Here is a 20,363-nt window from a genome sequence, read left to right as displayed (position 1 = left end):
CCGCGGTCAGTCATCCTCGGACCATTCGCCCAGCACGGGTGGGGTGGTCGGGTCGAGGTGCCCGACCAGTTCGCCGCCCGGCTCGGCCGGTTCGAGGAAGGTCGGCTCGTCGTCGAATTCGGGGTAGTAGTCCTCGTCTTCGTCCTCGTCGACGCGGCGGATCGGCTTCGCCGCCACCGGGGTCGACGGGCTTTGTCGCACGGCATCGCCCGCGGCGAACGCACCCCCGGCCAGGCCGCCCACGATGCCCGCGCCCATGCCGGACATCGAGTCGGCGCCGGGGTTGCGGTCCGGGTCGTGGTCGTCGCGCTTGGTCGAATCGGAATTCTGCGCCGTCGACGCCGGGCCGGTGGCCGCCCCGGCGGGGGCCACGGCGGCCGCGGGGACCACACCGGGAGCGGGTGGTACCCCGGCCGCGGGTGGCGCGGCAACGGACGGTTTCGATTGCGCGACATCCTGATTCGTGGTCGCTACCACCGGCACCTCGGAGACCGCGGCGGCGGGAAGCGCGGTGTTCGCCGGAGTCGTGATCGGTGTCGCGGGCTCTACGAGCGTCGGTGCGACCGCGGCGGGCGCCACGGCCGCGGGCCGATCGGCGGCCGGCTGGTCACCGACGGGCCGGTCGCCGTCCGGCCGGTCGCCGCCCGGTTCGCTCGGCCGATCCGCCGGAGCCGCTTCCGGACCCTGCGGTCCGTCCACGGTCGGCGTCACCCGAGAGCCCGTCGCCCGGCCGACCAGATCCGCGCTGCCGCCACCCGGTGCGGTCGCCTCGTCACCCGGTGGCACGACAGCGGGATTCGGGTACATGCCGCCGTCGGGAAACGCCGGCACGCTGTCGCCGGTGCGCAGGAAGACACCGGCATAGACCGAGTCCATCACCCGCACGGCGTCCTGCCGCACGTTCTCGGCGCTCTTCTGCACGGCGGCGTTGGCGGCCGCCTGTTTCGGATCCAGCAGTGCCCCTTCCAGATCCGGATGGGCGGTCACCTGTTGCGATACCGAGGCGCGCAATGTCTCGGCTGCGTCGTTGGCCTGCGCGAGTCGTTGTCCGACAACCGCCATCACATCGGACAGCTGCTGGCCCAGCCGTTCGAAGGCCGTCACCGCGTCGGCGGCCAGTTGCGCGGCGCCTCCGCGCCAGCCGTCGGCGATGGCGCCGCGGATTTCGGTATGCGCGGACTGGACGGCATCTGCCATCCCGGCCGCCGAACTCTGCCAGGCCTGGCGGCCGGCGGTGAGGATCTCGGGATTCAATTCCTGGACCCCACGCTGGATTTCGCGATGGGTGAGGTTGTCGAACACCTCGACCGTCGGGGCGTAAGCCGGATCGGTATGCCCCTGCGCCGGCGGTGTTCCGTTGCCGCTGAGCCTATGCATGTCCGACCCCCACCGGCTGCGACGGCTGTACCACGACCGCGGGTGGTGCGGTTTTCCCGATCGCCGCGGCGGCATCGGCGTCGTGCTGGGCATAGGCGGCCGCGGCGGCACGCAGCGTCTGCGCCAATTGCCGTGCGGCATCGGCATATTCGCGTAACCGATCGACCGCGTCGGCGGCCTTGCCCTCGAAACCGCGGCGCAGCGACTGCCCCGACTCGAAGCCGCCGAATCCGGGCAGCGACGCGGCCGCGCCGAGGGTGCGGATCTGCTGCTCGACCTCGTCGGCCAGTGACTCGTACCGGCGCGCGCAGCGTTCGTGGGTGCCGTCGCCGACCAGTACGCCGTCGATCCACAGCTCTCCGTCGTCGACCGCCTGGGCCAGCGCACCGACATCGTTGCGCAGATCCCCGGCCTCTTGTGACTGCATCGCGGTCCCCCTTTCTCAACCCACTTCCGCGGCGCGGTAACGACGGTCCGCGACCTCGCGAATCCACTCCGCGATATCGGCGGTGACTGCCGCGTGCACCGGCTCGTGCAGCAAATCGTGCCCGGCATCGGTGTACTCGTGCAACCCCACCGACCGGTGCCGGGCCGACCACTCGCGCGCGGAGTCGATCGGTGCGCGGCGGTCGTCCACACCGTGCAGCGCCAGGATCGGTAGTCCGGGCGGCAGGGCGGCGGGCGATTCGGCGGCCCGTTTCGGGGTGCCGGTCAGCACCATGCCCGCGCACCCGGCCATCTCCGGCAGCGACATCGACGCGAGACAGGTCGCCGCTCCCAGCGAGTGGCCCGCCAGGAACAGCGGCGGATCGGGCTGCTCAGCGCCCATCGCCCGCACCAGCGCGGCGGCGTCGGCCGCCAGTTCGGTCAGCGTTCCCGGCGCCTCCGGGTCGCCTTCGCTCAGCCCCTGGCCCGCGGTGTCCAGACACCAGACCTCGATCTCGCGCGCACCCAGGGCACGGCCGAAACGATGGTAATGGCCGCTGTGCTGGCCGGTTCCGGGCAGGAACGCCACCACCGCCACCGGCCGCTCCACCGGCCACCGCCGGTAGTGCAGTCGACCGCGGGCACCCTGGAAGTACGGCATCACCCCATTGTCACGGGCGGGTCGCCGGTGAGCGGGCCCGGCCCGGCGAAGTGAGACCGATATCCGACACGCCCCCCTCACGCCACGCCGTACGACCTCGAATGATTACGCTGTTGCGCGACTCGGCACGCGAGCGGCGCGTCGGCCGCGTGCGGGTGTCCGGACTCAGGAGGGCCGCGATTGATTCTGTTCGGTGATCGTGTCGTGTGCAGCACCGATGACCTGGTGAGGGCAGCGCGCTGCGAATTCGCGCTGCTGCGCGCGCTCGATACCGAACTGGGCCTTGTCGTTTCGCCGAATCCGACCGATCCGGTGAGCTTTCCGCTGGGTTCGGACGCACTGTCGGACGACGTGTTCGACGATGTGCACGCGGCTCTCGGCGCGGCCGTGATCGGCATCGATTCGCCGGGCGCCACGGCCACGGAATTGCGCCGCGCACACGAGCAGACCGTCGCCGCACTCGGCACCGACGCGCCTGCGATATTCGGGGCCACCTTCTTCGACGGATCCTTCGCGGCCGGATGCGCCGTCCTCGTCCGCCGCGACGACCTCACGCCGGTACGGCCCCGGCGATCCGCGGCCGCGGCGCTGCCCGACATCGGCGCGACCGGAGAATCCGCGACAGCGGCCGCCGGCGTCCCGGATCGCGACGCCGCGCCGACTCCGCATTCCTCCTTCATCCTGTACGCCCGTTCGATGTCGTCCGATGTCGCGGCGCTCATGGACGCCGCGGCGTGTGCGCGCATGGTGCGCGCCAACGGATTCGACGTCGATCCGTGGGTCCGGATCCGGGATGCCGCGGGTGCGGAACGGATCTACGAGCTCGGTCCGGCCGAAACGGTGTACGCGGCGCGACGGATTCGGCTCGCCACGATCCTCGCCGCCAAACAGGACGAACTGCTGCCCGTGCAGTGGGGGGACCGCCGCTACCTCGCCTGCGGGCAATGCGCGAGCTGCACCGCCGAACTGGTGGCCGGGCGTGATCTGCTGCTGGTGGCCGGGATGCGACCGTCGGTGCGGGCGCAGCTGCGCGATGCCGGCATCACCACGGTCGATCGCCTCGCCGCCGCGGATTCGTCGGTGACGGGCGTTGCGGTACAGACGTTTTCGACGCTGCGGCGGCAGGCCGAGCTGCAGTTGCGCCGCGAGCGTACCGGGCGCCCGGCCTATGCGGTCACCGATGCGGCCGCGTTCGGTGAGCTGGCCCGGCCCGACACCGGGGACGTCTTCGTCTCGGTCGCCGGATCGTCCGTCGGCGTCGGGGTCGCCGCGCGCGGTGCGGACGGTGGCGAGGGCGTGTTCCTGTTCCACGCCTTCACCACGCACGATCCGGTGGCGCTGCTGGAATTTCTGGCCGACCGCCAGCAGCACCATCCCGACCTGCGGATCTACCACTTCTGTTCGCCGATCCGGACGCTGCTTGCCGACCTGTGCGCACGCTGCGGCGCCGACGAGGAGACCGCCGACGAGCTGCTCGGCGCGCTGCTGGACCTGTATCCGATCGTGCGTTCCGCGCTGCTGATCGGCGCCCGGTCCTATGATCTGCCGGAAGTACTCGGCCTGCTCGACCCCGAGGCGGAACCGGTTCGCGCCGATCTCGAATCCTCCTGTGCGGCAACGCTGCGGCTGCGCGAGCGACTGTACGAACTCGCCGCCGAGCACGACATCCAGCCCTGCCCGGTCCCCCGCCGCACTCTCGCCGAACAACCGGCCGCGGTGGAGGCGGCGCTGCGCGAATTCGCCTTCGACTACGACGACACTCGCAGTGCCGGACAGCAAGCTGCCGCGATGATGGCCGCGGTGCTGGGTTATCACCGGCGCGAGCGGCAGCCGCTGCACTGGGCGCACGAGGACCGCCTGCATCGGCCGATCGGCGAATGGGCCGATACTCCGGGGGTTCTCGTCGCGGACTGGGCCAGCGTCGACACGAAATGGCAGCACACCGACGACCGGCCGATGCGGCGCTACCTGAAGCTGACCGGCAGGCTCGGCACCGGACGCCCGCCGCCTCCGGGCACCGCGATCCGCACGCTCTACGATTCGCCCGTCCCCGACCTCCCGGCCACCCCCGGCCGGCGCGCCACCGCGGCGGCGACGGTCCTCGGCTTCGCCCTCGACGACAACTTCGACGATGTGGTGCGGGTGGAGGAGCTGCTACCGCCGGGGTGCGCACCCTACGACGAACTGCCGGTCGCCATCGTGCCCGATCCGCCGGGCCGCGACGACAATGTGGAACAGGCGCTGAACGCCGTGGCGCACGATCTGCTGGTCAGCCTGCCGGACGTCCCGCTGACGGCGGCCTTCGATCTGCTGTGCCGGCGGCGGCCCCGGCTGCACGGCGCGACCGCGCTGCCGCAGGTCTTCGGCGACTACGCGGCCGCGATCACCGCGGCGGTGCTCGACCTCGACCACTCGTATCTCGCGGTGCAGGGGCCCTCGGGCACCGGCAAACTCGACACCGCGGCGCGGGTGATCGAGCGGCTGGTAACCCGCTACAAGTGGCGCGTCGGGGTGGTGGCGCAAACGCATTCGGCCGCCGAGGTGCTGCTCGACGCTGTGGTCCGCGTGGGCGTACTGCCCGAACTGGTCGCCAAATCGGATGTGCACACCGTGGCTCCGGAATGGCTGGGAATCGCCGCCGACCGCTATCCTCGCTTCCTCGACAACGCGGTGAACGGTTGTGTGATCGGCGGACTGACCGGCGATTTCACCGATCCCGACCAGGTGGCGCCGCAGAGTCTGGACCTCCTGGTGATCGCCGACGCCGGGTATTTCCCGCTGGCGCAGGCGATCGCGGTCGGCGCGTCGGCGCGCAATCTGCTGCTGATCGGCGATCCCGCTCCGTTGCCGGGTACCGGCCTGCATCCCGAGCGCGTCCACGAATCGGCCCTGGGTCGCATCGTCGGCGACAACCCCACGGTGCCCACGGCTTTCGGCTATTTCCTGGAGCGCACCTGGCGGATGCATCCCCAGGTGTGCGGGCCGGTGTCGTCGCTGCGCTACGGCCGCCGGCTGCGCTCCAACGAGACGGTCACCCTCGCCCGCGAACTCGAGGGCGTCGCGCCGGGTGTGCGCGCGGTGCCGGTCGAACATCACGGCAACAGCACCGAATCCGCGGAGGAGGCCCGCGAGATCGTCCGTCAGGTCCGGTCCCTGCTGGGCCGCACCTGGCGCCAGGGCGTACTCACGCGGCGGCTGCATCCGCACGACATTCTGGTGGTCACGCCCTATCACGCGCAGGTGGCACGCATTCGAATGCTGTTGTCGCGGGCCCGGATCGAGGACGTGGTGGTCGGCACCGCCGATCGCTTCCGCGGCCGGGAGGCGGCGGTCGTGCTGATCTCGATGACGACCTCGGCCCCCGCCGACGCACCGCACGGAATGGACGATCTGCTCTCGCGGCATTGGCTGACCACCGCCGTCTCCCGGGCGATGTGGTCGGCGATCGTCGTGGCGTCGCCGCTGCTCACCGACTATCTGCCCGAAACCCCTGAACAGCTGCCCGATCTGGCCGCCTACCTCGAACTGACCGGGCGCGGCTAGCCGAAGTTGCGGCCCTCGCCCCGATAGGTCGGCACCGTGGTGCGCCGGTCGTCGGCATCCACGATGTGGATGGCGTCGAAGCGTTCGCAGACCTCGCCGGCCTTGGCGTGGCGCATCCACACCCGATCCCCGACGGCCAGGTCCGCGGCGCCCGTGAACGGCGTCTGTACCTCCCCCGCACCCTCGGTGCCGATCAACCGTAACCCCTTGGGCCACACCGGCTTCGGCACTCGTGAGGCACCGACCGGACCGGAGGCGATATAGCCGCCGGCGAAGACGGTGGCGATCTCGGCGGCCGGGCGGCGCAGCACCGGCAGTGCGAAATACAGCGCGGGATGAGGCGTGAACGCGCGATATCCGTCGAACAGCGTCGGCACGTAGAGACCGGATCCGGCGGTCACCTCGGTAACCTCGGGCGCTGCCACACTCACCTCGATGGACCCGCTGCCGCCACTGTTGACGATCTCGAGCTCACCGGCCACCGAACGCACGGCCTCCAGCACATGCGTACGGCGAGTGCCGATTTCGGCCGCGGAGAGCCGTTTGACCAGCCGCACCGCGGGATTGGTGTCGGGCAGGCCGGCGATCTGGGCCTCGTAGGTCATCACACCCACCACCCGGAAGCCGCGCTCGCGGGCGACCCGGGCCAGCCACTCGGCCTGCTCCGGAGTCCGGATCGGCGATCGGCGCACCCCCAGGTGCAGCGGGCCGATCCGCAACGAGGCGTCGACGTCCAGGCATATCCGCGGGCTGATTCCGGCGCCACCGACCGCGGCGCGGATCAGATCCAACTGGGCGACGTCGTCGACCATCAGCGTGATCGAGTCGAGCAGGGTGGCGTCGGCGGCCAATTCGGCCAGCGCGGCGCGATCGACGCTCGGATAGCCGAGCAGAACGTCGCGTGCCCCGTGTCCGGCCAGCCACAGTGCCTCGCGCAACGAATAGGACATGATGCCGGCGAATCCGCCGTGGCCGGTGAGCTGCGATCCGAGCACTTCCTCGAGGACCGCGCGGCAGCGCACCGATTTACTGGCCACCCGGATCGGCACGCCGCGGGCCCGGCGCACCAGGTCTGCGGCGTTGGCGCGCAGCGCGCTCAGGTCCAGCGCGGCCAGGGGCGGATCGAGGTCCGCGGTGGCGGCGTGCAGGTCGGCGATGGGCGACGCGTCTGTCACCACATCAGCCAATCACGAAACTGGTCACACGTCCAGGAGAACCCGGCGCGTCGTTACCGATCGACCGCCTTGGTGATCAGCGTGGCGACCAGATCGTCCAGCACCACGAGCGTGGTCTCGTCGTCACCGTCGGCGAGCCAGCGCAGCACGGCGCCCTGGATCACGGCCAGCACATACGCCGATATCGCCGCTACCGGCTCGATCCACTGGGTATTCGAACGCTCGGCACACGCGTCCAACGCCGCACCCACCTCGGCGTCCAGGTCGCGCAGCCACTCCGTCGCCGAGAGACCGGGGCAGTCGGCCTCGCCCTCCCAGCGGCGGCGTAAGGAACTGATCGTGAGATCCAGCGTGTGCACCTGCCGTTGCGGGGTGGCCCGGATGGCCGACCACATCGCACTCACGCCGGCATGCAGAACCACCCGTAACGCGCGCGTGCCCGTGCAGTCGCAGGCGGCCGACGCGGCGTCGATGGCCTCCTGCACGATCGGCCGCGGCCGGACCCGAATCATCTCTCCACTAGCGCTCAACGACGACTCCCTCGGCGAAAGAACTCGCGCACCTCGCCTGCGCGGCTCGCTCAACGGGCATCGGATCCGCGGTGATCTCTTCCGAGGTCTACCTCGGGCGGCCCGTTCAACATCCGTCAATGTTAGAGGGTTTTCGGGGATCGCGACCAGGTTCGATCGGTCATTCCGTACTGAAAGATTGTTTTGTTACCACCCCGACACATCCCGCGGTGGGGTTCGGCGGCGGATCCGCCACGGTCAGGGCGGCTGCCGCGCGGGCGCAAACGCCCAGAACTCTACGGCCTCCGGCCGGGAATCGTTATATCGATGTGGGCGAGCACACAGCTGAGCCATCGCCGCCCACCGTGTCGAACCCGCCGATAACCTGGAGTCGTGACAACGGTGCGCCCCGATCATCTCCACATTCCCGGCACCTTCAACTACCGCGACGTCGGCGGCCTGCGCACGGCGAGCGGGACCAAGATTCGCAGCGGAGTTCTGCTCCGGTCGGCTCAGCTGTGCCGGCTGGACGAACGCGGGCACGACATCCTGCGCCGGCTCGGCGTCGCCACCGTGCACGATCTGCGCGGGCCCGGCGAGGCCGACCGGATGGGCGTCGACATCCTTCCCGACGGCGTGCGGCTGGAGGTGACACCGTTCCACTCCGGGGTCGGCGCCGCCCGGGCCCCGCACGAGGCTCCGCAGGCGACGGCGCTGCCGCCGCACGAGGCCGCCGCGCGCGACGACGCCCCGACGACCGGCCGCCACCTCAACCTGCTCGAGGTCTACGCGGAATTCCCCTCGATGCCGGAGGCGGGACTCGCGATCACCGCCATGGCCCGGTCGCTGGCCCGCGGCGACGGCGCGGTGCTGGTGCACTGCGCGGCCGGTAAGGACCGCACCGGCTGGGCGGTCGCCACCCTGCTGCGGGCCGTCGGCGTCACCGAGGACGACGTCCTGGCCGACTATCTGCTCAGCAACGAGGCCGTCGAATCGCTGGCCGCCGACGTGGCGCGCAATTCCGGCGAGTCGCTGCCGCCCGCCCTGCTGGGCGTGAGCATCGAATACCTCGCCGCCGGCACCGAGGCCATGCACCGCCACCACGGCACCCTCGACGGCTATCTCGAGGCCATCGGCATCACACCGCAGCTGCGGGCCGCCCTGCACACCCGCATGCTGGAGTGATCCGGTCCTGCCGGCCGGCACCGGCTATCCGGTGCGGTGGACCAGACCATCGGTGTCGATGCTGACCTGATTGCCGGTGTGGAACCAACTGCCCGTGAACCGCGATTCCGTGGTCTGCGGGTCGTTCCAGTAGCGCGGGGTGATATTCGGCCCGCGACAGAGCAATTCGCCGCTGCCCACCCCGGCCCGCGGCCCCCACAGCGCCAATTCCGTACCGCCGAACGGGAATCCGAGAACGTCACTGCCCGGCGTCACGCCGCTGTCCACCAGAGCCAATCCGATGCCGCTGGTTTCGGTCGCACCCCATACCGACCACTGCCGGGCCAGCGGAAACACCTCGCGCAGCGCCTCGGCGACGATTTCCGCGGTGCCGGTGTCGGTCGCGGCCAGTTCGGCGCGATGTCCCGCACTGCACACCTGGCGCACGCCCTCCGCACGCAATCCGGCCAGTTCCGGGAGCAGGCCCGCGAAGATGCGGGGCGTCGCGGCCACCATATCGACACGTTCGGCGACGATCGTCTCGGCGATCATCGCCGGATCCGGGGCGAGGACGACCGTGCCGCCCACGGCGAAGGTCGGCAGCAGTTGATCGACACAGCCGCTCGCGTGCGCCAGCGGCATCAGGACCAGATTGCGCAATCCGTCGGTCGGCAGGTCGAAGGCGCCCACCACCGAGCGCACCGCCGACAGCAGATTCTCGTTGGTCAACTCGACACCGCGCGGACCGCCCGGCGCCTCCGAAAGGCCCTGGCTCGCAGCGCCGCTGGTGTAGCACAGCAGGGCGAGCTCGCTCAGCGAGGCACCGTCGTCGATGAAGGCCGCGCCGTCGGGGAAGTCGGCGTACCCGGCGTCGGCGCCGCCGCCGTCGAGCACGAAATCCGCGCAGCTGTCCGCGATCACCTGGGCGGCCGCGGCATCGGGCAGCCCGTCGTGCACCAGCACCGGCACCGCACCGGACAACAGGGCGCCGAGGAAGGCCTGGACCCAGCGCACGCCCACCGGCATCCGCACGGCAACCCGGTCGCCGTAACCGATTCCGTGTTCCTGCAATCCGCCGGCGATCCGGGAGGCGGCATGCCACAACTGCCGGTAGGTCAGCCGCGGACCGCCGATCTCGACGACCGCCTCCCGGGCCGAAAACGCGTGTACCTGCACATCGAGCAGTTCGGTGAGGGCCGGATTGAGATTTCCGTACCGCAGCACGCCGTCGGCACCGCGAGCAAGAGGGTTGCCGCACCACGGATTTCGCGTCTGTGGATATTCGATCAGAAGCTGCGTCATCAAGTCCCTCCGGATGCCTCGATCAACAGGCATTTGTGACTATATGACGCAGATCACAATCGCGGGGCGTTAGGCGACAAAGATGTCCCGGCGATCACCGCCCGGTGTAGCTCGCCTTCCCCGGGCCCACGTCCAGGAAGCTGCGCACCGCACCCCGCAAATCCTCGGTTTCGAACAGTTCACCGGAGACCTTGGGCGTCACCGAATCGGCATGTTCGACGCCGCCGGAACGCCATGCCGCGATGATCTGCTTGGTGGCCGCGTGCGCGCGGGTCGGGCCGTCGGCGAGGCGGGCGGCCAGCGCCCGGGCCGCGGCGTCGACATCCTCGTGCACCGCGTTGACCACACCCCACTCGGCGAGGGTGGCCGCGTCGTACAGGTCGCCGGTCATGACCAGTTCCCGCGCCCGGCCGGAACCGGCGCGTTCGGCCAGCCGCTGCGGGCCGCCCATCGACGGCGTCAGGCCCACGACCGTCTCCACCAGCCCGAACTTGGCCTTCGGCGAGGCCAGCAGGATGTCGCAGGCCAGCGAGATCTCGAAGGCGGCGGTCAGGGTGAGGCCGTGGGCGGCGAAGACGACCGGGCACGGCAGGGCCTCGACCGGGTGGATGATGCCCTGGAACAGGCGCTGCCACAGTTCGGCGCCCTGATCCACGCTCAGCCCGTCGAATTCGTGGACGTCGACCCCACCGGAGACGACCTTGCCCGCGGCGCGGATCAGCAGCGCGCGCGGCGGGTTCGCGGTCAACTCGGCGAGATCGGCGGCGAGCGATCCCAGCAGCGCCGAATCGAACAGGTTCAACGGCGGATGGTCGATGGTGATGATCGCGAGCTGGGCGCCGGCCTCGGTCTCGGTCCGCTCCAACCGGGTGGGTTTCGAATCGCTCATCGGCCGAATCTATCCAGAACCAGTCGTAACCGGTACCCCGGCCGCCGGTCTGCCAGACTGGTGCGGTGGATACCTCGCCGACCGAGCACGCCGGTTCGAACACCGCGACCTATGTCGAGCCCGGCGAATTCAAGCGCGATACGAACTACATCACGACCCGGATCACCGCCGACGGCCGCGACGGCTATCCCGTCGAACCGCAGCGTTATCGGCTGATCGCGGCGCGGGCCTGCCCGTGGGCCAACCGCACGCTGATCGTGCGGCGGCTGCTCGGCCTGGAGCAGGTGATCTCGCTGGGGTTGTGCGGGCCGACCCACGACAAACGCAGCTGGACCTTCGACCTCGATCCGGACGAGGTGGACCCGGTGCTGGGCATCCACTTCCTGCGCGACGCCTACCTCGCGCGCGACCCGGAGTATCCGCGCGGCATCACGGTCCCGGCGGTGGTGGACGTGCCGACCGGACAGGTGGTCACCAACGACTACCCGCAGATCACGCTCGACTTCTCCACCGAGTGGACGCAGTTCCACCGGCCGGGCGCGCCGCAGCTGTATCCCGAACCGCTGCGCGCCGAGATCGATCAGGTGAACCGGCGCGTCTACACCGAGGTCAACAACGGTGTCTACCGCTGCGGCTTCGCCGGCAGCCAGGACGCCTACGACGCCGCCTACGATCGGCTGTTCACCGCGCTGGACTGGTTGTCGGAACGGTTGAGCGAACAGCGCTACCTGGTCGGCGACACCATCACCGAGGCCGATGTGCGGCTGTTCACCACGCTGGTGCGGTTCGACCCGGTGTATCACGGCCATTTCAAATGCAATCGGAACAAGCTCACCGAACAGCCCGTGCTGTGGGCCTACGCGCGCGACCTGTTCCAGACCCCGGGATTCGGCGACACCATCGATTTCACGCAGATCAAGCGGCACTACTACATCGTGCACAGCGATATCAATCCGACCGGGATCGTGCCGAAGGGGCCGGAACTGTCGGGCTGGCTGACGCCGCACGGCCGAGAAGCACTGGGCGGCAAGCCCTTCGGGGACGGCACCCCGCCTCCGCCGCCCCTGCCGGCGGAGCGGGTTCCGGCCGCCGACTGGGTCTGAGCGTCACCGGGCGGAGGCTGTCCCCGCCTCCGCGCCGGATCCGCTCGTGCGTCGTTTCGTCAGGCGGAGGTTCCCGCGTAGGTGCCGAAGCTCCAGAACACGCCTTCGGGATCGCGGCAGGTGAATCCGCGCGAGCCGTAGTCCTCGTCGCGGAGCTCACGCACGATGGTCGCACCGGCGGCGCGGGCGCGTTCGTAGAGTCCGTCCGGGTCGTCGACGACGATGTACACCGAGCCGGTCCCCGGCGGCTGCTCGCAGAGCGCGGAATCGTCGCGCTGCGAACCGAGCATGATCCCGCCGCCGCCGGGCCAGCCGAGTTCGGCGTGCTGGACCAGGTCGGCGGTGCCGTAGCGGGCGACTTCTACGAAGCCGAAGGCGCGCTGCAGGAAGTCGATCGCCGCCGGGGCGTCACGGTAGATGAACGTCGGCCACAGCGGGGCGGTCGTCGTCGCGGTACGGGTCGTTGCGGTATCGGTTGTTTCGGTCATGCACCCAGCCTTTCTCGCCCGGGCCCCCGTCGTCTTGGACGAATGGGAACACCTCTCGCGCGCGCCACGCCGACGGCGGGCAGCCGGCCAGTTCGCGCCACTCGCGGGCCATATGGGCCTGGTCGTAATAGCCGGTCACGGCGGCCACCTCGGCGATGCTCACCTCGGGGCGGCGCACCATGCGATGCGAGACCTCGAAACGGGTCAGCCGCGCGGCCTCCTTCGGCGTGATGCCGAACTCGCCGGCGAATCGCGCGGCCAGATGCCTTCTGCTCCAGCCGATCTCGTGCGCCACCCGATCGACCGCGGGTGCGCCGGCGGGATCGGTCAGCAGCCGCCAGGCCCGGCGGAGATTGGCGTCCATCTCGAGCCGGCGCGCATCGATCGCGGCGACCCGCGCGCAGAAGACCTCGTCCAGCACGGCGAACCGCGCCCGCCAGTCGGAGGTCGCGGCGATCCGCTCCCGCACCCGCTCGGCCTCGGGCCCCAGCAGATCCGACAGATCGACGATCCACTCCCCCAGCTCGCCCGCGGGTATGCCGAACAGCGCCCGCGCACCCAGCGGTGTCACCGCCAGCTGGATTCCGTGCTGGTAGCCGTTGTGCGCGATCAGTGTCGGCCGCAGCGTCAGCCCGCCGGCCAGCGCGTCCCAGCGGCCTCCGGCCTGGTCGGGATGGGAGGACACCGGCACGTCGATCGGTTCGTCGATGGTGAGGATCACCGTGATCGAGGTACTCGGCATGCCGACGTGCACGCCCGGGTCGAATCCGCGCAGCAGATAGCCGTCGTAGCGGCCGAGATAGGGCCGCAACGACGGGGCGGGCAACCGGCGCGCTCCCGCGGAGACACCACTCACCCTCTCCACGGTAGGCGGCGCGGGGGCGCGGCGGAACCGGACCCGGGCGCGGTTCGTTGCACGGACGACGGCCGTATCGGCCACCGTCGCCGACTTCGTCCGCGGCCGTCGGATCGGCACCACTAGAGTTTGTGCCGACCGGACGAGAGGGGTGCGTTACCGATGTTCAACAGCGGCGTGGAAAAGGCCGTGCGGTCACTGCTGGACAACGGGGCACAATTGCAGGCTCCCGCGGTCGCGAAGTACGTCGACCGGTTCCGCCGGGCACATCCGGACGAGAGTCCGGCACAGATCCTCGATCGGCTGGAGAAGATCTATCTCACGACCGTGACCGGCAGCGGCACCGCGGTCGGCGCCACCGCCGCCGTGCCGGGGGTGGGCACCCTGACCTCGCTCGCGGCGATGAGCGCGGAGACCACCTTCTTCCTCGAGGCCTCGGCCGTCTTCACCCTGGCCGTCGCCGCCGTCCACGGCGTCGCCCCCGAGGACAAGGAACGCCGGCGCGCGCTGGTGCTGGCGGTGGTTCTCGGCGAGAGCGGTATGGAGATCGTGCAGCAGAGCGTGGGTCATTCGGCCAAGAACTGGGGCACGCTGCTGGCGGAGCGGATCCCGGGCATCAAGGGCATGAACGAATCGCTGATGAAGCGATTCGTCGTCCAGTTCGTCACCAAGCGCAGCATGCTCATGTTCGGCAAGATCCTGCCGGCCGGAATCGGCGCGGCCATCGGCGGATTCGGCAACCGCGCCCTGGGGAAGAATGTGATCGGCAACGCGCACAAGGCATTCGGCCCCGCGCCGATGCGATGGTCCGGCGGTACCGCACGCGGCACCGTGATCGACGCGGATCCGCTTCCGGCACTGGGTAATCCGGACGGCACGGCCTCCGGTTCGACGGCCGAGCAGCGATGAGCGCGGCCCGCTCGCTCGCCGTCTCGATCAGCGGACTGCACAAGCAGTTCGAGGGTGTCCTCGCCCTGCGCGATGTCGGGTTCTCGGTTCCGGCCGGCACCACCGCGGCCCTTGTCGGCCCGCCCGGATCCGGAAAATCCACGCTGCTCCACATTCTGCTCGGACTGTTGCGAGCCGATTCCGGCGTCGCCGAGACCTTCGACGGCGGCGGGATCGGCGCGGTGCTGCAGCCGCGCGGACTGCACCCGGCTCGGACCGTGCGCGCCCAGTTGCGGGTGTACGCGGCCGCCGCGGGTGTCGACGACGAGCGGGTCGACGCCCTGCTCGCGATGCTGCGCCTCGGCGAGGCCGCCGCCACGCGGGTGCGGGATGTTCCCGACGGCGTGCGCACGCGGCTCGCGGTGGCGCAGGCACTGCTCGCACAGCCGCGCCTGCTGGTGCTCGACGACCCGTTCGAAGGTCTCGATTCGCCCGAGCGGGCATGGCTTTTCGACTATCTGCGGGCTCATGCCCGGCGCGGTGGCACCACCCTGTTCACCTCGCAGAGCCTGGCCGCGGCCGTGCCGGTCTGCGATCAGGTGATCGTGCTCTCGGCCGGTTCGGTGGCCTATCAGGGCAGTCCGCGGCGGTTGCGGCGCAACCATCCCGATCGGCTGGTGGTCGCGGCGTCGAGCCCGATCGCGCTGGCCACCACTCTGGCGGCGCAGGGCTTCACCGACGCGGTGATGCGCAGCGACGGCCGACTTGCCGTCGCCGAGGCTTCTCGCGCCGAGATCGAGGCCGCCGCGGCGCTGGCCCGGGTCCATCTCGGCGAGGTGGTGGCCGAACCCGTCCACCCCGATCGGGTGCTGGCCATCCTCACCAAATCGTCCGCGCCGCCGGCCTATCCCGTCCCCGCCCCTGCGACCATGTACGGAACGCGATGATGCTGCCGACCCTGCCCACTGTTCCCGCCGAGGTGAACCGGGCGGCGACCGCCGAACTGCGCAAGATCAGCGCGGTGCGCTCCGGATGGATGCTGCCCCCGGTGCTCGCGGCCGTGGGTTTCGTCGTCGCCTCGGCCTCCGCACTGCGCGGGTCGGGTCCGCAACCGCGCGAGGCGCTGGTTACCGGGACCGCGACCGTCGGGTTGTATCTGGCGATCGCGGTGGCGGTGGGTGCGGCGGCGATCGGCGGCGCGGTCGCGGCAGGCGACGAATACCGCTACCGCAGCATGGGACTCACCGCGCTGTTCACGCCCGACCGCAACGTGCTCTTCGGCGCGAAAGCCGGGGTAGCCGCGGCCTATTCGCTGGTTCTCGCGGCGGGCGCGGAGATCGGCGCGGCCTTGGGCCTGCTGGCCTTCGGGCGGCACACCGTCGAATTCGGCTGGCGACTGGTCGGGGTGTTCGGCGGCGGCCTGCTCGCGGCGGTGTGCTGGAGCGTGATCGGCGTGGGCCTGGGATTGCTGGTGCGTTCACCCAATCCGGCCGTGATCGCGATGGCGGGATGGCTGTTCATCCTGGAACCGCTGATCTGGCTGGTCGCCAAGGGCGCGGGCATCGCGGGCGTCGTGGTGCTGCTGCCGGGTTCGGCCACCATCGGCTCGGTCGCGGTCGGTTCGTTCCCCGAGAGTCCGTTCCTGCCGCCGAATGCGGCCTCGGCCGTGGTGCTGGTGGTCTGGGCGATCGCCGCCGGGGCGGCCGGTTGGTGGTATCTGCGCACGCGCGACATCTGATTCGACAGCCCATCCGGGTGGAATTTCCCGCACGGGGTGCGGGAGACGCCGGGTGTCGGGGCGCGTCGGTACCGTCGAATCGACATGAACGACACCGAAACCCTCGACCCCGGATCTCGCCGCGACGCCGGCTCGGCCGCAGCGGCACCGTCCCGTGAGCGGTCCCACCGCGCGCCCGAAGCGGGCCGTAGCGGCTGGTTGCGACGGCTCTGGACGGCCTGCGCCGGTCATCCGCGGGTGCTGGCCGGCGTCATCCTGGCCGTGGTCGCGGGCGCCGGCGCGGAGGCCGCGGCGCCCCTGGCCGCGAAGGCCGCATTGGACCGGGCCCGGGTCGGCGAGGTCGGGGCACTCGCTCCGATCGCCGGGATACTGGTCGCCCTGGCCCTAGCCCGATTCGCGGCGACCTACGGGCGGCGCTGGCTCGCGGGACGGCTGGCGCTGGACGTCCAGCACGAGGTGCGGGTGGACCTGCTCACCGCGCTGCACCGCTACGACGGACCGCGACAGGACCGGTTGCGCACGGGCCAGGTGGTGTCGCGCTCGATCAGCGATCTGCAGTTGGTGCAGGGGCTGCTCGCGATGGCGCCGCTCTCGGCCGCCTCGCTGCTGATCTTCGTCTTCGCCGCGGTAGCCATGCTGGTGCTCTCGCCGCCGCTGGCCCTGGTGTCGCTGCTGACGGTGCCGGTGCTGGCGCTGGTGGTGTACCGGGTGCGGCCGCGGCTGCACGCGGCCACCTGGTCGGCGCAGCAGCGGGCGGCCGATCTGGCCCAGCACGTCGAGGAAACCGTCACCGGCGTGCGAGTGGTGAAGGGTTTCGGCCAGGAATCGCGGATGGTGCGGATTCTGGAGGAGCACGGGCGGCGGCTCTACGCCCACCGGATGCGCGCGGCGCGCATCGATTCCCGGTTCGCGCCGACGGTGTCGGCGATTCCACAGGCCGGACTGGTGATCGTGATCGCCCTCGGCGGCATGCTGGCGCTGCGTTCGGTGATCGGTGTCGGCACCTTCCTGGCCTTCGCGACCTACGTGACCATGATGGCGTCGAGCACCCGGATCTTGTCCAACGTCCTGGTCATGGCGCAGCTGACCCGGGCGGCGGCCGAACGCGTCTATCAGGTCATCGACGAGGCTCCGGAGAGCATCGACCCGCCCGATCCGCAACCGCTGCCGGAGGGGCCACTCGGCCTGCACATCCGAGGTCTCACCTTCGGATTCGAACCGGGACGCCCGGTGCTGCACGATTTCGATCTCACCGTGCGCCCCGGCGAGACGGTGGCGGTGATCGGCCCGGCCGGCTCCGGAAAATCGACGCTGACGCTGCTGTTGCCGCGATTCCATGCGCCCGAGTCGGGACGGATCAGCCTCTTCGGGGCGGACCAGGATCCGGAGACCGCCGGGATCGATATCGCGCGGGCGCGGGCCACCGATCTGCGCGAGGCGATCGGTGTCGTCTTCGACGAGCCGTTCCTGTTCTCCGACACCATCTCCGCCAATATCGCACTCGGCGCACCGGATGCCGATCCCGAGCAGATCCGCGCGGCCGCCCGGATGGCCGCGGCCGACGAATTCATCCGCGCACTGCCGGACGGTTACGACACCGTCGTCGGCGAGCGCGGCCTCACGCTCTCCGGCGGGCAGCGACAACGCCTGGCCCTGGCGCGCGCCCTGCTCGCCGACCCGCGCGTCCTCGTCCTCGACGACGCCACCTCCGCGGTGGACGCCGTCACCGAGGCCGCGATCTTCGATGCCCTGCCCGCCCACGGCCGCACCACGCTGATCCTCGCGCACCGCGAATCGACCCTGGCACACGCGGATCGGGTGATCCGGCTGCCGGGACCGGGCGGAAGTATCGCGGAGCCGGGCCCGAATGGATTCCCGGATGCCGAACTCGTTGCGCCTCCCGAGGATTCGAGTTCGGAACCGGATGCGCCGCCGGAGATGCGGGCCGCGCTGGCGAATCTGGCTCCGGCCACCGAACAACCGGAGCTCGACGATCGCGAGCTGGAACGGCCGGACCCGAAATTCCGGCTGGTGCGGTTGCTGCGGCCGGTGCGCCTGCTGCTGGCGGCCGTGGTCGCGCTGCTGGCGGTGGACGCGGCCATCTCGGTGGCGTTCCCGGCGCTCACCCGATTCGCACTCGACGACGGCGTCGGACAGCATCGCGGCGCCGTACTGGTGGTCGCGGCCGTCGCCGGGGTGGTGCTGGTGGTCCTGAGCTGGGTGGCCGAGGCCCTCAACACCCGGCTCTCGGCGCGCGGCGGCGAGCGAGTGCTGTACGGGCTGCGGGTGCGCAGCTACGCCCACCTGCAACGACTCGGCCTGGACTACTACGAGCGTGAGCTGTCCGGCCGGATCATGACGCGGATGACGACCGATATCGACGCACTGTCGACCTTCCTGCAAACCGGGCTGGGTACTGCCCTGATCAGCCTGGTCACGGTCGTGGGCATCGTGATCGCACTGCTGGTGATCGACGCCGCGCTGGCCGTCGTGGTGTTCGTGGCGCTGCCGCCGCTGATCGTGGCGACAGTGTTCTTCCGCCGCGTCTCGGCCTCGGCGTATTCGGCCTCGCGGGAACGGGTGGCCACGGTCAACGCCGACTTCCAGGAGAACGTCGCGGGCCTGCGCGCGACCCAGGCCTACCGCCACGAGGCCGAGGCCGCCCGCCGGTTCACCGACTACTCCGATCGATACCGCCGAGCCCGGTTGCGGGCCCAGCGCGCCATCGCGCTGTATTTCGCGTTCGTGCTGGCGTGGGCGGATCTGGCGCAGGCGGCGGTGGTGTATCTGGGCGCCCGCGAGGTCGCGCACGGCACCACGACCGCCGGCACCCTGGTGGCCTTCGTGCTCTACCTGAGCCTGTTGTTCGGGCCGATCACCCAGCTCTCCCAGGTCTTCGACGGCTACCAGCAGGCCCGGGTGGGGTTGCGGCGCATCGAAACGCTGCTGCACACGCCGTCCTCGATCGCTCCCGATCCGGCCGATGCGGTCGACATCGAGGGCGGACTGCGCGGCGACGTGCGCTTCGACCGCGTCACCTTCCGCTACCCCGACGCCAGAACGCCTGCACTGGAAGATGTTTCGCTGCACATCCCGGCCGGCTCGACCCTCGCGCTGGTCGGTGAGACCGGGGCCGGGAAATCGACGGTGGTCAAACTGCTGGCGCGCCTCTACGACCTTCCCCGTTCGCATCCCGGCGGAGACGGAGCCGACACACACTCCGGATCCATTCGCGTCGACGAGATCGATATCCGTGACTACCGGCTCGACCGGTTCCGTGCCCGGCTCGGCGTGGTCCCTCAGGAAGCTCACTTGTTCACCGGCGATGTCGCCAGCAACATTGCATTCGGGAAACCCTGTGCCACATCGGCCGACATCGCCCGGGCCGCCGCGGCGGTCGGCGCACTCGAGATGATCGAGACGCTGCCGCGGGGTATGGCCCAGCCGATCGGTGAGGGCGGACGCGGGCTGTCGGCGGGTCAACGCCAGCTGATCGCGCTGGCTCGCGCGGAGCTGGTCGACCCGGATCTGCTGCTGCTCGACGAGGCAACCGCGGTCCTGGATCCGGCCAACGAGGAAAAGGTGCTGGTAGCGAGCAGATCGCTGGCTCGCGGGCGCACCACGGTGATCGTGGCGCACCGTCTGGCGACCGCCGCGCGCGCCGATCGTATCGCGGTTGTCGCGCACGGCCGGATCGTGGAATTCGGCGCGCACGCGCAGTTACTGGCGGAGCGCGGAATCTATAACCGACTCTGGGAGGCAGCCGATTCCGACGAAGGAATATTCTCGACCGGGGACGAGTCGTCACCTATGAGGCTGGGTCTGTCCGGGGGTGGTTAACCGGACAGTGGCGCGGCGGTGCGCCTACGCATGGCCGCGCTGGGGCACGCTGTCACGGCTGGGCCTATCCTCAGAAAGGGCGCATCGGCGCACATCGTGCCGATCGACCCGTGCCGGGCACGTCACAAACGTCGCAGCGCGAAGAACGAAATGAGGCGAACACCTGCTGTGAGCAGCTCAACATCCCAGTTCGGACAGAACCAGTGGCTCGTCGACGAGATGTACCAGAAGTACAAGCAAGATCCGTCGTCGGTCGATGAGAGCTGGCACGAGTTTCTCGCCGACTACACACCGGAATCGCCGGGTGAGATAGCCAACAGCACTCCCGCCGCCTCCGCGCCGACCGCCGCCCCCAGCGCGCCGGCCACTCCGGCTCCGGCCCCCGCGAAGGTCAACAACGCCGC

General features: G+C 70.4%; 17 protein-coding genes. 8 read left to right on the top strand and 9 right to left on the bottom strand.

What is annotated here, in order from left to right:
* Window positions 1–6 precede the first annotated feature (6 nt).
* Genes NE2_RS35505 through NE2_RS07385 form a run of 3 tightly spaced genes read right to left on the bottom strand, consistent with a single transcriptional unit; the run spans window position 7 to window position 2,464 of the window.
* Complete coding sequence (locus NE2_RS35505; RefSeq protein WP_063025082.1) at window positions 7–1,377, bottom strand: WXG100 family type VII secretion target; 1,371 nt, start codon at window positions 1,375–1,377, stop codon at window positions 7–9.
* Window positions 1,370–1,804 (bottom strand): hypothetical protein, encoded by a 435-nt coding sequence (locus NE2_RS07390; protein ID WP_063025080.1) that lies wholly within the window; start codon window positions 1,802–1,804, stop codon window positions 1,370–1,372. Before NE2_RS07390 ends, NE2_RS35505 begins: the two co-directional genes overlap by 8 nt.
* Before the next feature lie 15 nt (window positions 1,805–1,819).
* Entirely contained in the window at window positions 1,820–2,464 is a 645-nt protein-coding gene (locus NE2_RS07385) for an alpha/beta hydrolase (protein ID WP_063025078.1), read from the bottom strand.
* Window positions 2,465–2,668: 204 nt separating this feature from the next.
* Here NE2_RS07385 and NE2_RS07380 point away from each other — a divergent pair, with 204 nt between their 5' ends.
* Window positions 2,669–6,007: a bifunctional RecB family nuclease/DEAD/DEAH box helicase gene (locus tag NE2_RS07380; protein ID WP_233429701.1), complete on the top strand. Its 3,339-nt coding sequence runs from the start codon at window positions 2,669–2,671 to the stop codon at window positions 6,005–6,007.
* On the opposite strand, the gene NE2_RS07375 is transcribed toward NE2_RS07380, so the two are convergent.
* On the bottom strand, window positions 6,004–7,182 hold the full coding sequence (locus NE2_RS07375) for an alanine racemase (protein ID WP_063025357.1): 1,179 nt from the start codon (window positions 7,180–7,182) through the stop codon (window positions 6,004–6,006). The two genes, NE2_RS07380 and NE2_RS07375, sit on opposite strands and share 4 nt — an antisense overlap.
* A 53-nt stretch (window positions 7,183–7,235) precedes the next feature.
* Window positions 7,236–7,712, bottom strand: a complete 477-nt coding sequence (locus NE2_RS07370; RefSeq protein ID WP_228796546.1) for a TetR family transcriptional regulator — start codon at window positions 7,710–7,712, stop codon at window positions 7,236–7,238.
* Between the two features lie 372 nt (window positions 7,713–8,084).
* Between NE2_RS07370 and NE2_RS07365 the strand changes: the two genes are divergently transcribed.
* Window positions 8,085–8,876, top strand: coding sequence for a tyrosine-protein phosphatase (locus tag NE2_RS07365; protein WP_063025074.1), 792 nt, complete (start codon window positions 8,085–8,087; stop codon window positions 8,874–8,876).
* A gap of 24 nt (window positions 8,877–8,900) precedes the next feature.
* Here NE2_RS07365 and NE2_RS07360 read toward each other — a convergent pair whose 3' ends face one another.
* Window positions 8,901–10,157, bottom strand: a complete 1,257-nt coding sequence (locus NE2_RS07360) for a class I adenylate-forming enzyme family protein (protein ID WP_063025072.1) — start codon at window positions 10,155–10,157, stop codon at window positions 8,901–8,903.
* A gap of 94 nt (window positions 10,158–10,251) precedes the next feature.
* A complete protein-coding gene (locus tag NE2_RS07355) occupies window positions 10,252–11,046 on the bottom strand; it encodes an enoyl-CoA hydratase/isomerase family protein (RefSeq protein WP_063025070.1) in 795 nt (264 codons plus the stop codon).
* Between the two features lie 65 nt (window positions 11,047–11,111).
* Between NE2_RS07355 and NE2_RS07350 the strand changes: the two genes are divergently transcribed.
* Entirely contained in the window at window positions 11,112–12,149 is a 1,038-nt protein-coding gene (locus NE2_RS07350) for a glutathione S-transferase family protein (protein WP_063025068.1), read from the top strand.
* 59 nt (window positions 12,150–12,208) lie between these two features.
* Here NE2_RS07350 and NE2_RS07345 read toward each other — a convergent pair whose 3' ends face one another.
* Window positions 12,209–12,637 carry a VOC family protein gene (locus tag NE2_RS07345; protein ID WP_063025066.1) on the bottom strand — a complete coding sequence of 143 codons (429 nt, stop codon included), beginning with the start codon at window positions 12,635–12,637 and terminating at the stop codon, window positions 12,209–12,211.
* Window positions 12,558–13,493 (bottom strand): helix-turn-helix domain-containing protein, encoded by a 936-nt coding sequence (locus NE2_RS07340; RefSeq protein WP_084493886.1) that lies wholly within the window; start codon window positions 13,491–13,493, stop codon window positions 12,558–12,560. Before NE2_RS07340 ends, NE2_RS07345 begins: the two co-directional genes overlap by 80 nt.
* 162 nt (window positions 13,494–13,655) lie before the next feature.
* Here NE2_RS07340 and NE2_RS07335 point away from each other — a divergent pair, with 162 nt between their 5' ends.
* The 5 genes from NE2_RS07335 to NE2_RS07315 all read left to right on the top strand — a co-directional run.
* The gene (locus NE2_RS07335; RefSeq protein ID WP_063025064.1) at window positions 13,656–14,402 is read left to right on the top strand and encodes a hypothetical protein; all 747 of its coding nucleotides are present in this window, start codon (window positions 13,656–13,658) and stop codon (window positions 14,400–14,402) included.
* The gene (locus NE2_RS07330; RefSeq protein WP_063025062.1) at window positions 14,399–15,328 is read left to right on the top strand and encodes an ATP-binding cassette domain-containing protein; all 930 of its coding nucleotides are present in this window, start codon (window positions 14,399–14,401) and stop codon (window positions 15,326–15,328) included. Before NE2_RS07335 ends, NE2_RS07330 begins: the two co-directional genes overlap by 4 nt.
* Window positions 15,325–16,119 (top strand): ABC transporter permease, encoded by a 795-nt coding sequence (locus tag NE2_RS07325; protein WP_233429700.1) that lies wholly within the window; start codon window positions 15,325–15,327, stop codon window positions 16,117–16,119. The genes NE2_RS07330 and NE2_RS07325 overlap by 4 nt, the downstream gene beginning before the upstream one ends.
* Window positions 16,120–16,203: 84 nt before the next feature.
* Window positions 16,204–19,959, top strand: a complete 3,756-nt coding sequence (locus tag NE2_RS07320; protein WP_084493865.1) for an ABC transporter ATP-binding protein — start codon at window positions 16,204–16,206, stop codon at window positions 19,957–19,959.
* 168 nt (window positions 19,960–20,127) lie between these two features.
* On the top strand, window positions 20,128–20,363 hold a 236-nt coding region (locus tag NE2_RS07315), incomplete at its 3' end, for a 2-oxoglutarate dehydrogenase E1 subunit family protein (protein ID WP_157110925.1).

Origin of the sequence: Nocardia elegans NBRC 108235 (genome assembly GCF_001612845.1) — a bacterium.
GTDB lineage: Bacteria > Actinomycetota > Actinomycetes > Mycobacteriales > Mycobacteriaceae > Nocardia > Nocardia nova.
The sequence above is the reverse complement of the archived record's forward strand: the minus strand, read 5'-3'. Positions and strand labels throughout refer to the sequence as shown.

Bases quoted from the DNA above. Each gene is read 5' to 3' on its own strand.
- NE2_RS35505 (WP_063025082.1), bottom strand. From the start codon at position 1,377: ATGCATAGGCTCAGCGGCAACGGAACACCGCCGGCGCAGGGGCATACC.
- NE2_RS07390 (WP_063025080.1), bottom strand. From the start codon at position 1,804: ATGCAGTCACAAGAGGCCGGGGATCTGCGCAACGATGTCGGTGCGCTG.
- NE2_RS07385 (WP_063025078.1), bottom strand. From the start codon at position 2,464: ATGCCGTACTTCCAGGGTGCCCGCGGTCGACTGCACTACCGGCGGTGG.
- NE2_RS07360 (WP_063025072.1), bottom strand. From the start codon at position 10,157: ATGACGCAGCTTCTGATCGAATATCCACAGACGCGAAATCCGTGGTGC.
- NE2_RS07355 (WP_063025070.1), bottom strand. From the start codon at position 11,046: ATGAGCGATTCGAAACCCACCCGGTTGGAGCGGACCGAGACCGAGGCC.
- NE2_RS07345 (WP_063025066.1), bottom strand. From the start codon at position 12,637: ATGACCGAAACAACCGATACCGCAACGACCCGTACCGCGACGACGACC.
- NE2_RS07335 (WP_063025064.1), top strand. From the start codon at position 13,656: ATGTTCAACAGCGGCGTGGAAAAGGCCGTGCGGTCACTGCTGGACAAC.
- NE2_RS07330 (WP_063025062.1), top strand. From the start codon at position 14,399: ATGAGCGCGGCCCGCTCGCTCGCCGTCTCGATCAGCGGACTGCACAAG.
- NE2_RS07325 (WP_233429700.1), top strand. From the start codon at position 15,325: ATGATGCTGCCGACCCTGCCCACTGTTCCCGCCGAGGTGAACCGGGCG.
- NE2_RS07320 (WP_084493865.1), top strand. From the start codon at position 16,204: ATGAACGACACCGAAACCCTCGACCCCGGATCTCGCCGCGACGCCGGC.